Raw genomic sequence first — 15,326 nt, forward strand, 5'->3', positions numbered from 1 at the left:
CGCTACTTGGCGGAGTTTCAATATCGTTTTAACCGCAGGTTCGACCTGTGTGCACTTATTCCCAGGCTTGTCTACGTTTCTCTCCGGACGCCGCCAATGCCAGAAAGATTACTGAAGCTCGGCTTAGCTTAGGTGGTAATTAGGTAAATCGATGGGGTGGGAGAGTAATATGAGGCTATTTGGCTGCCTTGTTTTCTTTAATTTCGGTTTAATCGGTTTTTTTGTTTCACCCATTGTTGTTGCTCAGGGCTCGATTGATGCAGAGACCCTGCAAAGGATGAAGGAGTTAAAAGAAAAATATCAACTGCCGTCTGTTTCTGTTGCAGTAGGCTTGGTAGAAGAGATTGTTTTTGCCGAGGCAATTGGATTCTCCGATATTGAAAAAAACCGCCCGGCGACCCGTGAAACCCAATACTCTGTGGGCAGTCTGGCAAAGCCAATGACGGGAATTGCATTGGCCAGGCTTATGGATTCCGGACAAGTGGATCTACAGGCTCCAGTAAGTAAGTATGTTAAGCAGCCTGAATATACGCAGCAATTCTCGGTCCGCGAGCTTGCCGCCCATATTGCCGGGGTTCCCCATAATACCGCTGAGCGCCATACGGCCGAATTCGTTGATATAAAGGATCACAAAAGCCCCTTTGATGCATTCTATGTTTTCGATTCACATCCCCTGCTTTTTCCCCCTGGCACTGACTATGGATACTCGTCCAATGGATATATTTTATTGTCCGCTGTGATTGAGTCCGCAGCGGATATGAATTACGTGAACTTCCTGCAATCCTCCTTGTGGGATGAACTTGGGATGAAGAGCACTGAGCTGGATACTTTTCTCGCCGGCAGGGAGCATGAGGCATCCTATTACCAGGCAATAAAGCCTGATGGTAATTTTGCCATTTCTCCGGTCAACCGGGACAGGAGTTTTCTTTTTGGCGGAGGCGGATTTATTTCAACACCCAGTGATTTGATCAGGCTTTCCAGGGCGACTTTCCTCGAGGATTTCCTGTCGGATGACGCCCGGCTCGCAATGGCCACCCCGGCCAGGCTTAGGAATGGTGAAATCAATTCTGATCGATACTCCCTCGGCTGGCGGGTTGCGGCTATCCGGCTGACAGAAGATGCAAAGGAGGAGTGGCTGGCTTTGCACCATGGCGGAGTTACAGATAAGGCATCGACAGCCTACCTGCTGGTTGTTCCGGAGTGTAAGGCTTCCATAGCCTTTGCGACAAATTATATTCCTGAAAAATTTTGGCGGATGCGGGGCGATATGGCGAAAGTCCTGAGGGGGTATATTAATGAGGAGCAGTGCCGAAGAAGCTTTAAAGCATCGTAAACTTGTGTTTTACGGTTTTGTGATGAGATGCTGGGGGAATTGCTGTTACTCTTCCAGTCTTCAGCTGCGCCGATAGAAGCCGTTAGCTTTAAGTGTGATCGACAATTGATTTCGATACCTCCGGATTCACCTCCGGAGGTATCGCTGTTTGCATTAGTGATTTAAATTACAGCCGAATCCAGGCGTCCTGCCAGTTGCTTCCAGTGCCGGGTGCATAGTGATAAGGGCTGTTGATGTTACACCAGCCTCCGTGGGGAAAGGGGCGGCATCGGTAGCGATTGCCGTCTGTTCCAAGGACGATGGTCTGTCCGACCACATAATTGCCTATGCCCTGGGGGTAGACATAGTCGTAATCGTCACCGCCGCCAGAGGGGACATTGTGGCGGATGTTTATGGTGGCTGAATCGCTGAGGCTGCCATCGCTGACGGTTACCCCAACGGTTACTGTCTGGCTCTGAGTGGGCGCACCCAGGTTAAGGGTAGTTGAAACACCACTATCGTTGCTGAGGCTGACAAGGTTTCCGGAAACCAGGTTCCAGGTGTAACTTAGCGGGTCACCGTCCGGATCACTGGAGCCTGCGGCGGATATGATGACGGTGCCGGCCCCTTCCACCGTGATCGACGAGGCTTCGATGCTGGCCCGCGGTGACTGGTTGCTATTGCCGTCAAAAAGCTGGATATCAATTTCGTGGCTCAGGCTCTGACTGGCTGTGGTGTAAATGCGGTTGGCGCTGGCGGAACGGGTTGGATTTATCTGTCCATTGTTGGGGTCCAGCACACCGATGCGGGCATACTGGGACTGACTGTTGACACTCTGGGCAAAGGCGTAGGCCCAATCCGCTGCGCTGTTGGCGCCGTCCAGTACTGTATGTTGCACACTTTCCACGTCATTGCCGGATTGGTTGAACAGTCTCAGGGTGACGGTGCTGTTTGCGGTGAGATTCGTCTGCGCTGTGAGTGCGCCTTCATCGGTCCAGTTGCTGCCGCCGCCGCTATCTCCCAAAACCACGTCCGTGCAGGTATAGAAGGCTTCAGCACTATCGGAGCGCTGCCAGGTGGTGTAGATAATATGCTTGCCGGTGACCGGGGGAAGCGGACAATTGAGAATATAGAGGTTGTCAGTACTCAAAGGGACATTTCCAAGTCGGCAAAACTCAAACAGGTCGCTCCATTTCAAGGGTGCGCTCGGGATATAACCCTGACGGGTGACATAAAACACCCAGTCCCGGGTGGCATGGGGCGCTGTGCCTTTAAACTTAAAATCAAAGGTTCCATCGGCTTTGGGGGCAATGGGGGTCGCCTCCCAGTCACTGCGAGCCAGATCGAGACCGGCAAATTTGACCTGGCCGCCGGCGCACAGGGTGCCGTCCGGCACAACGTCGCGATGGTTGCCGTTAGCGGAGCCCTGGTTGATTCCATTCCAATCGTAGAATGCCTGTGAGCCGGCGACGGCTTGTGCCGCCGCGCAGGCGGGGTCTGTTGGGTTTTCCGGGTTGTTAAGGTAGCAGTTATAAACGCGGCTCTCCGGTACCACCATACTGCCGTGGGCAAGGGCCTCCACTGGCGCGAGCGTCAAATATGCCGGTAGTGATAGTGTGGTCAGGGACAAAAAAAGATGTTTTCGCATAAAAACCCCAATAGGTTGTTTATTTTGATTGTCGTTTGTAAAAATTTTTGAACGGCCAGCCTGCCTTTTATTTTTGTCCTGAGAATCAACCAGGTTTTTCCAAGTTCGGTTGAAATAGAAAAGCCGAAAAGACAGCGCTGTCGCTCGCGATTGATACTACTGAAGAGGCGGAGTGGCATTAGTGACTGGTTTGGCGTATCCAGGTTTGGCGCCTACTTCTTCTTTAAATTAAATACTGGCGCACGGCTCAATGGAGGAGGAGTTGGCAAACAGTGAAAAATCGCTTTTGCTAATTTTCGCGATACTTCAAATTTATCCCGCAAAATAAACCCAGGGTGGGCAAAGGTGGTCCGGCTTGAGGTTCGGGCTTCATTTTATTCAGCTTTTCGCCGGATTTCGGACCTTCAGGGCGACAATTCTGAGTGCAGATATGGCGGCAACCTACAAAGACTTTGTGCGAAAATCTATCACTCGATACTTAGCAGGTTGTTGAAAAAGGCATCCTGCCTGTTTCAAAACACGAAAAGCGAAAAATGTGAATTTCACTTTTCTCCCAAAATCAACGACTTAGACGTCGTCGATTTTGCCGGAACATCCATATTCCGGTACCAGGCGTCGAAATTCTGCGAATTTCAACAGCCTGTTAGAGGGAAGCCCGGACGGAAATTTAAACGGGTTTACGCAAAAGGTGTGCCCCAGGCTAGTGTTGGGGAAAGCAGGGGAGAGCTTTTTCAACAAACTGCCAGGGGTTTAAACGGTCGGGAGTGGCCCCGGCCACTTGTTTTTAGCGGTTCAATACCCAAATGCCTGAAGCTGCTTAAATTGCTTCATAGGCACTGAGTGGGGCTTGCGCCCGGTGAGGGGGAATCCTTGTACCTGTTGATGGGGCAACTTGTCTGGTTGCCCCATCAATAATTTCGCTACAGTGTGTCTCCCGGCTATTTTTACAGGGTGCTGTCCGGTTGATTTTCCGGCCTGGCGTCCATAAAAGCCGGTATTTGGGCACAGGCTTGCTGGATACTGTTGATAGCCGGGTAATCCGCAATATCCAACCCGAATCTCTCGGCACTGTAGATTTGCGGAATAAGGCAACACTCCAAGAGCCCTGGCTGCTCGCCCGCGGCGAAGGGGGCGGGGGAGAGCTGTTGTTCCAGGGCCGAAAATCCGGCGTGAATCCAGTGGCGGATCCACTGGAGTTTGTCTTCCTCGCTGATGTCCAGTTCGCTTTGCAGGTATTTCAGCACGCGCAAATTGTGCAATGGCTGGATATCGCAGGCGATGCCGTAGGCCAGGGCGCGAATTCGGGTGCGCTGGAGGGGCTCCCCTGGTAACAGGGCGGGGATTGGATGTTGTTCGTCCAGCCATTCCAGTATCGCCAGGGACTGGGTCAGTACCTCGCCGCCTGCTACCAGGGCCGGTACCAGTCCCTGGGGGTTCAATTCGCAATAGTTGCTTTGACGCTGCTCCCCCTTCAGCAGGTTGACCGGGAGATAGTCGTAGGACAGGCCCTTCAGATTGAGCCCGATACGTACTCTATAACTGGCGGAAGAGCGGAAGTAGCCGTGAAGTTCCATGGTTTATCTTCTCCCCTGGCGGCGGTGTGACCCGGCGCGAGCCCGAACAGTGGTTCAGGGCGGTCAGCACTGCGCACAAAAAATGCGTGTTGTTGGGTTTTCGATAACAAAAATGGCGCTCGGAGTCGTATAATACGCCCTCGATTTTTCTGCAGGCCGGCGCCTGTTCGGGATAAAGTCCCTGCCACTTTGTTGTTGCAGTGGTTACAATTGAAACCAATTTTAGCTACATTTGTAATCCTACACAACCAGTGGAATGCGGGTGCGAGAGTAATGACCAGTGACAAATCGGTGACCGACAGCCCAGTGCGAACTGATGGCCTGCACCTGGAGAATTTCCTGCCTTATCGCCTCTCAGTGTTATCGAACCGGGTGAGCAACGCCATTGCCCAGGCCTATGGGACCCGTTTTCGGCTTACGATCCCGGCGTGGCGGGTAATGGCGATCCTGGGCCGTTTCCCGGACCTGTCTGCCGCTGAACTGGTTGAGCAGACGGCTATGGATAAGGTGGCCATCAGTCGGGCCGTGTCCACTTTGTTGTCCAACGACTACATCACGCGCAGCGAGGATCCCGCCGACCGGCGCCGGCAGGTGCTCAACCTGTCACAACTCGGGCGCCAGGTTTACGGGCAGATTGTCCCTCTGGCCCAAGGCTACGAGAATGACCTTATGTCATCGCTGAGCGCGGAGGAGCGCCACCAGCTGGACGGAATTATTGACAAGCTGATGGACCGCGCCCAGGCATGGGCGGATCGCGGTCTGATCGATTAATGGAATCATGTGAATTGCAGGAGTTTTCCATGTTCAAACAGCTGAGTAGCCTTTCACCGGATCCGATTCTGGGCCTCCTGGCCAGTTATCGAGCGGATGAGAATCCCCACAAGATTGATCTCGGTGTCGGTGTATACAAGGATGAGTCCGGCCATACCGGCGTGCTGCAGGCAGTAAAAGAGGCGGAAACCCGTCTGTTGCAGAGCGAGGAGACCAAAGCCTATATAGGCCCGGCGGGCACAGTGGGTTTTAACCGGGCGATGCAGGAATTGATTCTGGGTGCCGATCACCCGGCACTGGCGGCTAATCGGGTGCGTTCGGCGCAGACGCCGGGTGGTTGCGGAGCCCTGCGGGTGCTGGCGGAGTTTGTCAATCGCGCCGAGCCCGCTGCCACTATCTGGGTCAGTGACCCTACCTGGGCAAACCATGTACCGCTGCTGGGCAACGCCGGCCTGCAGATCAAGACTTATCCCTATTATGATCGCGCCAGCAGCAGTCTCAGATTCGAATCCATGGTGGAGGCGCTGAGTGAGGTGGGCCGGGGCGATCTGGTGCTGTTGCACGCCTGCTGCCACAATCCCTGTGGCGCGGACCTGAGCCGTGACCAGTGGCGTCAGCTGGCGCAAATGGCCCAGAAGCAGGGGTTCACCCCCTTTATCGACATGGCCTACCAGGGGTTTGGCGAGGGCCTGGCAGACGATGCCTGGGGCCTGCGGCTGATGGCAGAATCGGTTGATGAGATGTTGGTGGCTGCATCCTGCTCCAAGAACTTTGGCCTCTACCGCGAGCGCGTGGGATTGGCGATGGTTGTGTACGGCGATGCTGCGTCGGCGGACAGGGGCCAGAGCCAGTTGTTGAATGTGGTGCGCGGCAACTACTCCATGCCGCCGTCACACGGCGCCGCCATTGTGGAATCCATCCTCTCGGATGCCGGGCTCAGGGCCAACTGGGAGGAGGAGCTGACCGAGATGCGCGAGCGGATCAATGGCCTGCGCCTGGGCCTGGTGGAAAATCTCGCAGCCGCTGGAGCTTCCGGTGATTTCAGCTTTATTCAGCGCCAGAAGGGTATGTTCTCATTCCTTGGAATTACCCCTGAGCAGGTACAGCGATTGCAGCAGGAGTACTCGATCTACATGGTGGATTCCAGCCGTATCAGTATTGCGGGACTCAGTCAGTCCAATATGGAATACTTTTGCAGGGCTGTGGCCTCCATACTGTGAGCGGACTGCGCAATCCGGTGCCGCCTACCCGCGATATCGACGTTAGTACCCATTGGAATTTGAGGTGAAGTTTCCCGTGCCCCGATCCCTATCCGAGAGCTGGACCCCCGATAGCTGGCGCAAGCTTGCGGCTCTGCAGCAACCAGTCTATACGGCGCCCCAACGGGTTGCCGAAGTCACTGACCAGCTGTCCGGCTATCCACCCCTGGTATTTGCTGCGGAAGCGCGGGAACTCCGGCGCCAGCTGCGCGACGTGGCCGAGGGCAGGGCTTTTTTGTTGCAGGGTGGCGACTGCGCCGAGTCCTTTGCCGACTTCAATGCGGGCCGGATACGGGATACCTTCAAAGTGCTGCTGCAGATGGCAGTGGTGCTCACTTTTGCCGGAAATCTGCCTGTGGTGAAGGTCGCGCGCATGGCTGGTCAGTATGCCAAGCCGCGCTCTGCGGATACCGAGACGATTGATGGCGTAGAGCTTCCCAGCTACCGCGGCGACATCATCAACGGAATAGGTTTCAATCCCAGGGACCGGCAACCGGATCCGGACCGAATGCTGGTCGCCTATAACCAGTCCGCTGCGACCCTGAACCTTTTGCGTGCCTTTGCGCAGGGGGGACTCGCGGATCTGCACCAGGTCCACGGCTGGAATCTCAGCTTTCTGCAAAACAATCCCCAGCGGGAACGATATGCCCAGCTGGCCGAGCGGCTGCAGGAGGCGCTGGAGTTTATGGCCGTCTGTGGTGTGACTTCGGCCAATACGCCGGCGATTCGCGAAACCGTACTCTACACCTCCCATGAGGCGCTGCTGCTTGACTATGAACAGGCGCTGACCCGTATCGATAGCCTTACCGACAAGTGGTATGACTGCTCCGCCCATATGCTGTGGATCGGTGAACGCACACGCCAACTGGATGGGGCGCATGTGGAGTTCCTGTCCGGTGTCTGGAATCCCATCGGTGTCAAGGTAGGACCGGGGATGCAGACCGATAAGCTGTTGAGGCTGATTGACAAGCTGAATCCGGACAATGAAGCGGGGCGGTTGACTCTGATCACCCGTATGGGGGCGGACACCATTGGCAAGCGGTTGCCGTCATTGCTGCGGGCGGTGCAGAGGGAGGGACGGGCGGTGGTCTGGAGCACGGATCCCATGCACGGTAACACCGTTAAGGCCAGCAGCGGCTACAAGACCCGGGATTTTGACAAGGTCCTGCGCGAAATTCGCGACTTTTTTGCCGTGCATAATGCAGAGGGCAGTCACCCTGGTGGTATCCATCTGGAGATGACCGGGGAGCATGTCACCGAGTGCACCGGAGGTGCCTGGAAAATTTCTGAGGCGGATCTGGCCAGTTGCTACCGTACCCAGTGCGATCCCCGTCTGAATGCGGACCAGGTGCTGGAGCTGGCATTTTGCGTTGCCGAGTGGCTGCGCGACGGACGCGCTGCCTGACCCGTTCCCTGTGTTGCACTCCGGTTAAATAAGCGCCTGCCTGCTGTGCTTTGGGAGCTGCCGAAAGCGGATGTATCAACAAGAATCCCGGTAAAACACGGCAGGAGGAGCACCACCTTGGTGGGCTCCTCTGCAATCGAAAGTCTACAGCTTAGGGATGGGTAAACTGTAGACGGGCCTTCTGGAATCTCAGCAGGCTTGTCGCCGCATCAAAGCGCACTCGAACCAGGTAGTAACAGCTCTGTGTGTCGATCGGCCGGTTCGGTATAACGACAACTGCAGAACCGTTGGCAGTATCAAAGCTGGTGCTGGTGGCTACTGTGGTAAAAGTGACGGCACCTCCGCCAAATGACGGCTGGCACACCTCAAACAGGAAAATCCCCATGGCCGAATTTGGGTCATTGTCGGACCACCACCACCTGAAAAACTGCAGCACGCCCCCATTGGGTAGGTCCTCAACCTGGGCATCGGCAAAGCGCTCCGTACCGAGGCGGCTGAGTTCCAGGCTGTTTCCCGCGGAGAACTGCCACTGGGTGCCCGTGGAGTCCACCCGGCCGAAGAACTCTTTCGCCGAAACCGGAGAATAGTCGGTACTGCCGGAGGGAAACAATTCCGGTTGAACACTGGGGCTGCCGCTAGACCAAAGTCCGGCATCCATACTGTCCGCGTTGTTGCTCAGCTCAATGCCGGCCGCCATATAAACCTTGTCCATATCCCTTGCAAAGCCCATAGCCTCCAGTAGGTCCGGATCTGTAATAAGAACGTCATCACTTGCTGCCAGTGCTGCCGGGGTGGAAAAGTGGAAGCCCAGGATGAAGGCGCAACCAAACGACAGGGTTTTAAGGCGCTTGAACATATATAAATCCTCCGTGATCGGTATTTATAAATTGACCCGCTTCGCCTGGGGCTGCAAGCCCGAGGACAGTGGCTGTCCCTGGCGAGCTTCGGATCTGATTTGGCGATAGAAACAATTACCGGCGGAATGCAAGCAAAATACTTTCTATTTATTGCGATAGAACTTATCGCTGCCTGGTCAATGACATCCGGGTGAAGAGCCTTTATTACATAGCCGATGAATTTATTAGCTGTTCAACCTTAATCATAGAATCAGGCTGCCCGAATCCGACCGCCGTATACCGCAATTGCTCATTAGCATGGCGCGGTGGGAGTGTCAAACCAATCGGGAGGTGAAAAATAGATGGGGTAAATGCTTTATGCGGCAAGAGGCGTTGCCAAAAACTACACCGCATCGAGAAGTGATCAGCCGGTACAGCTTGTGTGTTTGGCGAAAAAAAGCGGGTGATATTCGAGTCTTCGCACATGGTAGATAAAGGAGAGCTTCTCTGGCCACAGGGGGTTAAATAGTTAGCCGCTGGGGTACTAAAGCAGGGAGGGGCTCAGGAAACCGGGGCTATGGTTTCGAATTGATGCCAGGGAAAGAAACTTAGCTGAGTCGGCTGTTAGATGCCTCTCGGCCGCCGACAAGTTAGCCATTTTTGGCTTGTGCCTCCCAACCAGGGCCGTGCAGGGCTCTGTTTAGTCTGGCAATTGGCGTCAAGTCTAATGCGCTTTTGATTCATCTGCCGCCTTGCGCCCCGGAATGAGTGACTGTTTTGGGGTCGCAGTTCAGCGAGAGATGAAAAAGCAGATTAAAAAGAATACACTTAAAAAGCCGTTATCATCATAGATTTATGATTCAGTGTATATTCTTTGACCAGGTTGATCAGTTGAGTCGAAGAGTGGGGAATTCGTCGCGTGGGCAACTCCAGCTGTCCCGCAACCCGGGGCCAATGCCTGCGGAATTGAGACAAAATTGAACAGTCCGGTTACACTCCGGCGGTTCAGAACGAGAAAACTATGAAAAAAAGGAGAGTACTGATGCGTCAACCATTGATCGCTTTATCCATAGCCGCCCTCGTGGCCACGGGGAGCGGTTTGACCAGCGCCGCCGAGCGGGCATCGGCGACCGGATCTGCTGTGGCCAAGACAGAAGCTGCGGCCTCCAACCCGCTGCTGGCGGAGTGGACAGGCCCCTATGGTGGCGTTCCCGCTTTCGACAAGATGCGTATCGCAGACCTGAAGCCGGCGATGGAATTCGCGATGGCGGAAAATCTGCGTGAACTGGACATCATCGCCAACAATGCGGAGCCGGCCACTTTTGCCAATACGATCGCCGCTATGGAGCGCAGTGGTGCGGAACTTGACCGGCTATTCTCTTACTATGGAATCTGGTCTGCCAATAGATCCTCTCCGGAGTTCCGGGCAGTACAGGGCGAGCTGGCTCCGAAACTGGCGGACTTCCAATCCAAGATCATCCAAAACGACGCTTTGTTTCAGCGGGTTAAGGCCATCTACGATGCGCGGGAAAAATCGGACCTGGATGCCGAGCAGAAGCGGGTCGTGGAATTGCTCTACAACCAGTTTGCCAACAATGGCGCGACCCTGACCGGTGAGGCCAAACAGCGCTATGCCGAAATCAACAAGCGCCTGGCGGGGCTACACACCAAATTTGCCAATAATGTGCTTGCGGATGAAGAGGGTTACGACCTCTTTTTGGACAAGGATCAGTTGGCCGGGCTGCCGGAGTCCTTTGTCGCCGCAGCGGCGGCTCTGGCGGAAGAAAAGGGCAGGAAAGGTAAATATGCCATTACCAATACCCGCTCCTCTATGGATCCCTTTCTGACCTATTCGGACAACCGCGAACTGCGCGAGCAGGTCTGGACCAATTACTATAGTCGCGGCGACAACGGCGACGAGCATGACAACAATGCCATTATCGCCGAGATCCTCAAGCTGCGTGACGAGCGCGTTGCCTTACTGGGCTTCGACAATTATGCCCAGTGGCGTTTGCAGGATCGCATGGCGAAAACGCCGGAACGCGCAATAGAGTTGATGGAAGCCGTGTGGCCGGCGGCAGTCGCCCGTGTCAAAGAAGAGGTGGCGGACATGCAGGCGGTAGCCGATGCCGAAAAGGCCGGGATAACCATCGAGCCCTGGGACTATCGCTACTATGCAGAAAAGGTTCGCAAGGCCAAGTACGACCTGAATTCCGATGAAGTGAAACAATATTTACAGCTGGACAAGCTGCGCGAAGCCATGTTCTACGTGGCCGGGGAATTGTTTAATTTCGAATTCACGCCGGTCAAAGAGGGCGCTGTACCGGTCTTTCACGAAGATGTGAAAGTCTGGGAAGTGACCGACAAGACCAGCGGTGAATATATCGGCCTATGGTATCTGGACCCGTTTGCGCGCTCCGGTAAGCGCTCCGGCGCCTGGGCGACAATGTACCGCGATCACTCCACTTTTGATGGTGAGAGCACCGTGCTGGCTTCCAACAACTCCAATTTCATCAAGGGTGCGCCAGGGGAGCCGGTACTGGTAAGTTGGGACGATGCCGAGACGTTTTTCCACGAGTTTGGCCATGCTTTGCATTTCCTCGCCTCCAATGTCACCTATCCGACGTTGAATAGTGGGGTGCGCGACTACACCGAGTTCCAGTCCCAGCTGCTGGAGCGCTGGCTCTCCACCGACGCGGTGATCGACAATTACCTGGTGCACTATAAAACTGGGCAACCAATTCCCGACGACCTGGTAGCCAAGATCAAAAAGGCCTCCAAGTTCAACCAGGGTTTTGCCACCACCGAGTACCTGGCTTCTGCACTGGTGGATATGAAGCTTCACACCACCGATCCCAAGGATATGGATCCGGACGCCTTTGAGCGCGAGACCTTGTCGGAACTGGGGATGCCTGAAGAGTTGGTTATGCGCCACCGGACCCCGCACTTTGGTCATATTTTTTCCGGTGAAGGCTATTCCGCAGGTTATTACGGCTACCTGTGGGCGGATGTGCTGACCTCCGATGCGGCGGAAGCTTTCGCTGAGTCCAAAGGGGGCTTTTACGATCAGGAGGTGGCGGACAGACTGGTCAAGTATCTGTTCGCGCCGCGCAATGCCCTGGATCCGGCTGTCGCCTATCGTGAGTTTCGCGGTCGCGATGCCAAAATCGAGGCTCTGATGCGCGATCGGGGTTTCCCGGTGCCCGACAAGAAGGCCTCCACCATCGCGGTGAAGGACTGATTCAGTCCACAGTGTCCGGAGCTTCGGTTCCGGCTTTGTGCCGGCAGGTCGCTGTGTCGGAAAGGGAGGTTGAGGCGAGGCCGTCTATCCAAGTTGGGAAAAACTTGCAGAGGTTTTTCGACGGGCTGCTGGTCAATAGCCGGGATAACAAAAAGCCGCAATTTATTGCGGCTTTTTTATTGTCAACGGGGCAGTAGTGCAATCGCGTTTTTGCTGCGCGTTGCCATTGTGCCGCCAACCCAAATTATGACCCTGTATCGATTGGGTTGTCGCCCCTGCAAACCGGCTCAATTACATGGGATCACCTGATTTTGAAAGCCCGCCGGCAACTCAATCAGTTGCCGGATCAATATATACGCGCTCACCCTCTACCCAGGTTTCCAGCACATTGGTGCGCCAGATTTCCTGTGGGTCGATAGTGAAAATATCCCGGTCCAACAGGATAAAATCAGCGAATTTGCCCGCTTCCAGGCTGCCGATAACTTTTTCCTGGTGGCTGGCATAGGCCGCATCCAGGGTGAAAGCGCGCAGAGCCTGGGGCAGTGTCATGGCTTCCTCGATGCGCCAGCCCCGCAGTGGCTGCCCCTGGCGGTCGCGGCGGGTAACAGCGGCGTGCAAGCCAAACAGCGGGTTTGCCGGCTCCACCGGAAAATCGGAACCGCCGGCGATCGGGGTACCCTGTTGAATAAATTTCTGCCAGGCATAAGCGCCCTCCAGCCGTTCCTGGCCGAGCCGCGCGGCGGCCATGTTCTTGTCGCTGGTGGCATGGGTCGGCTGCATAGACGCGATCAGGTCCATCTGGGTAAAGCGGGGAATATCCTCGGTCTGCAGAACCTGGGCGTGCTCTACCCTGTGTCGAAACGGCTTCTGGTCGCTGTCCCGGTGCAGTGTTTGCAGGTGATTCAGTACTATGTGATTTGCGCGGTCTCCAATCGCGTGTACATTGACCTGAAAGCCGCGGTCTGTGGCGAGTTTAAGCAGCTCAAGTATTTTGCTTTGCGGATACAGCAGCAGGCCGGTTTCGCCGGGCCTGTCGTGGTAGGGCTCCAGCAGCGCGGCACCGCGGCTCCCCAGTGCCCCGTCGGCGGACAGCTTGATACTGCGCACAAACAGGCGCTCCTCCGGCTCGCCGATTACGCCGGCCTCAAGCAATTGGGCAAACCGGCTGTCGCTGGCGGCGATCATGGGATAGGCCCTGAGTGGGATTTCGTCCGCAGCGGCCAGTTGCCGGTAGGCGGTCAGTGTCTGTCTATCGACCCCGGCATCGTGGATACCGGTAAGCCCCAGCGACAGGGCCTTGTCAAATGCGACCTTGAGCGAAATTTTGTCGTCCTCCAGGCTCGGCGCGGGGATAGCCCTCTGGAGTAGGGACATGGCATTGTCGATCAGGATTCCGCTGGGAGAACCGTCCTTATTGAAGATGATTTCTCCGCCGTCGGGTGACCTGGTATCTCTACCTATTCCCGCCAGCTTTAGGGCCGCCGAATTTGCCCAGCCGGCGTGGCCGTCGATGCGGCGCAACCAGATGGGGTTGTCCACTTCCAGTTTGTCCAATTGGGCACGGGTCGGAAACTCTTTACCCGGCCAGAGAACCTGGTTCCAGCCCCGGCCCAACAGCCATTGCCCCGGCTCGAGTTTTTGCGCAAATGCCTCCACCGCCTTCAGGGTTTCGGGAAGGCTCATGTCGCGGAGCTGCAGCTGTTGTTGCAGGCGTCCCAGTTCCCGCACATGGCCATGGGCGTCGATCAGGCCGGGTAGCAGTGTCTTGCCGCCGGCATCCACCGTTTCGGCGTCCGGGTACTGACGGGACAGGGCTTTGTGGTTGCCTACTGCCAGAACCTTGCCCTCTTCAAAGGTCAGGGCGTTAAAGGTCTCGAGGCCATCTTCGGTTATCTGGTAGCCATTGAAATTATGTATTAAGGTGGCCGCCTGGAGGGCCCAGGAAGGGGCCGCGAGTGCAATAAGCGCCAGTGTGCGGAGAAGGTGCATAATTGTTAGCCTTTTATTGAACCTATGCCGGAATTGTCCATGGTAGCAGCCGGTTTTCATGGCGGGCAAGCGGTACCCCGGTTACTGCAGGCCCGCTACGGCGCTTATTGTATGGTATTGGTGGTGAAAAAGTCCTTGGCTGGGTTGTGAAGGGCGAATGCGGATCAAAAGTGGGTCAGGGGGCCTAATGCTATCGAAGTGGCTGTTGATCGTCGGTTGCATATTTATTGTGCTGGGATTGCTGTTACATTTTTTCCCTGGCGCACTGAGCTGGTTTGGCCGCCTTCCCGGTGATATTCGTATCGAGTCGGAGCGCACGCGGGTGTATTTTCCCATTGTATCCATGATCGTCCTGAGCATCCTGCTCAGCCTGCTGATCGGTTTTTTTCGCCGCTAGCAGCCTGTTGAAAAAATATTTTATAACAGTTTCTTGTCCCGAACGGAGGTATTCGGGCCATAAATCAAAGGAGCAACTGCCTGATTTGCGCGTAGGGTTTACGGACACGCACAACAAGCCTGGGTTGAGAAAGGCCAGGAAAGGCTTTGCCAGCAGACTACTGGTAGCTTGCGAATTCGAGCGCCTGGCCAGGTGATAGGCTTCTCCCGACGGGTCGCAGGCGAGTTGGGTCTCTCTGCGCAAAGGACGCTGGATCCGGAATATAATATGACATTTATCAATGTTGCCCGCAAATCGTCGAAATTACGTTTTTCGTATACCCGCAGTGGATTGGGTGTCTTAGTCCTCATAGGTAGCTGACAGTGAAAACAAACTTTATGACCAGGGCGGGGTATGATGCTCTGAAGCAGGAGCTGGACAGTTTATGGCGACAAGAGCGGCCGGAAGTGACCCGCAAGGTGACCTGGGCGGCATCACTGGGTGATCGCAGTGAAAATGCGGACTACCAGTATAACAAGAAGCGGCTGCGTGAGATTGATCGACGGGTGCGATATCTCAGAAAACGTATCGAGCAGGCGAAGATAGTTGACTACTCGGCGGAGCAGGAGGGGCGTGTTTTTTTCGGGGCCTGGGTGGAAATTGAAAATGACGCCGGAGATAGAAAACGCTTTCGTATCGTCGGTGTGGACGAAATTTATGTGCGCAAGGATTATATTTCCATTGACTCTCCCATGGCCAGAGCTTTATTGGGTAAGAGCCTGGATGATGATTGCTCGGTAAAGACACCAAGCGGATATGTTAACTGGTTTGTTACTAATATTGAGTATGAAAAACCATAATTTGAAGAATTCCTTTTACATAGTATACACAGAACTCTTTGCTCCATTGAAAGGT

The 15,326-nt window shown here is 55.1% G+C and carries 11 protein-coding genes and 1 pseudogene; 8 read left to right on the forward strand and 4 right to left on the reverse strand.

What is annotated here, in order from left to right; all coding sequences use genetic code 11:
• Positions 1 to 132, forward strand: a pseudogene (locus AB1S50_RS14760) (IS1595 family transposase); the annotation flags it as partial.
• 37 nt (positions 133 to 169) lie between these two features.
• Complete coding sequence (locus AB1S50_RS14765; RefSeq protein WP_367151667.1) at positions 170 to 1,333, forward strand: serine hydrolase domain-containing protein; 1,164 nt, start codon at positions 170 to 172, stop codon at positions 1,331 to 1,333.
• 166 nt (positions 1,334 to 1,499) lie between these two features.
• Here the strand turns inward: AB1S50_RS14765 and AB1S50_RS14770 are convergent, their stop codons facing one another.
• Both AB1S50_RS14770 and maiA read right to left on the reverse strand, forming a co-directional pair.
• Positions 1,500 to 2,960 (reverse strand): lytic polysaccharide monooxygenase auxiliary activity family 9 protein, encoded by a 1,461-nt coding sequence (locus AB1S50_RS14770; protein WP_367151669.1) that lies wholly within the window; start codon positions 2,958 to 2,960, stop codon positions 1,500 to 1,502.
• Between the two features lie 944 nt (positions 2,961 to 3,904).
• Positions 3,905 to 4,534 (reverse strand): maleylacetoacetate isomerase, encoded by a 630-nt coding sequence (gene maiA, locus AB1S50_RS14775; protein WP_367151671.1) that lies wholly within the window; start codon positions 4,532 to 4,534, stop codon positions 3,905 to 3,907.
• A gap of 273 nt (positions 4,535 to 4,807) precedes the next feature.
• Between maiA and AB1S50_RS14780 the strand changes: the two genes are divergently transcribed.
• The 3 genes from AB1S50_RS14780 to AB1S50_RS14790 all read left to right on the forward strand — a co-directional run bounded on the left by AB1S50_RS14780 (position 4,808) and on the right by AB1S50_RS14790 (position 7,969).
• Positions 4,808 to 5,305: a MarR family winged helix-turn-helix transcriptional regulator gene (locus tag AB1S50_RS14780; RefSeq protein ID WP_367151672.1), complete on the forward strand. Its 498-nt coding sequence runs from the start codon at positions 4,808 to 4,810 to the stop codon at positions 5,303 to 5,305.
• A 29-nt stretch (positions 5,306 to 5,334) separates the two neighbouring features.
• Complete coding sequence (locus tag AB1S50_RS14785; protein ID WP_367151674.1) at positions 5,335 to 6,525, forward strand: amino acid aminotransferase; 1,191 nt, start codon at positions 5,335 to 5,337, stop codon at positions 6,523 to 6,525.
• Between the two features lie 76 nt (positions 6,526 to 6,601).
• Positions 6,602 to 7,969, forward strand: coding sequence for a class II 3-deoxy-7-phosphoheptulonate synthase (locus AB1S50_RS14790; RefSeq protein WP_367151675.1), 1,368 nt, complete (start codon positions 6,602 to 6,604; stop codon positions 7,967 to 7,969).
• Positions 7,970 to 8,120: 151 nt separating this feature from the next.
• Here AB1S50_RS14790 and AB1S50_RS14795 read toward each other — a convergent pair whose 3' ends face one another.
• A complete protein-coding gene (locus AB1S50_RS14795; RefSeq protein WP_367151676.1) occupies positions 8,121 to 8,825 on the reverse strand; it encodes a hypothetical protein in 705 nt (234 codons plus the stop codon).
• Between the two features lie 1,022 nt (positions 8,826 to 9,847).
• On the opposite strand from AB1S50_RS14795, the gene AB1S50_RS14800 reads away from it, so the two are divergent.
• Positions 9,848 to 12,046: a M3 family metallopeptidase gene (locus AB1S50_RS14800; RefSeq protein ID WP_367151678.1), complete on the forward strand. Its 2,199-nt coding sequence runs from the start codon at positions 9,848 to 9,850 to the stop codon at positions 12,044 to 12,046.
• A 330-nt stretch (positions 12,047 to 12,376) separates the two neighbouring features.
• Here AB1S50_RS14800 and AB1S50_RS14805 read toward each other — a convergent pair whose 3' ends face one another.
• Positions 12,377 to 14,035, reverse strand: a complete 1,659-nt coding sequence (locus tag AB1S50_RS14805) for an amidohydrolase (RefSeq protein WP_367151679.1) — start codon at positions 14,033 to 14,035, stop codon at positions 12,377 to 12,379.
• Between the two features lie 187 nt (positions 14,036 to 14,222).
• Here AB1S50_RS14805 and AB1S50_RS14810 point away from each other — a divergent pair, with 187 nt between their 5' ends.
• Together AB1S50_RS14810 and greB are read left to right on the forward strand one after the other, a co-directional pair.
• Positions 14,223 to 14,432: a DUF2905 domain-containing protein gene (locus AB1S50_RS14810; protein ID WP_367151681.1), complete on the forward strand. Its 210-nt coding sequence runs from the start codon at positions 14,223 to 14,225 to the stop codon at positions 14,430 to 14,432.
• A 362-nt stretch (positions 14,433 to 14,794) separates the two neighbouring features.
• Positions 14,795 to 15,271, forward strand: coding sequence for a transcription elongation factor GreB (greB, locus tag AB1S50_RS14815; RefSeq protein ID WP_367151682.1), 477 nt, complete (start codon positions 14,795 to 14,797; stop codon positions 15,269 to 15,271).
• Positions 15,272 to 15,326 lie beyond the last annotated feature (55 nt).

It is taken from the genome of Microbulbifer discodermiae, from assembly GCF_040742695.1.
In the GTDB taxonomy this organism is placed as follows: domain Bacteria; phylum Pseudomonadota; class Gammaproteobacteria; order Pseudomonadales; family Cellvibrionaceae; genus Microbulbifer.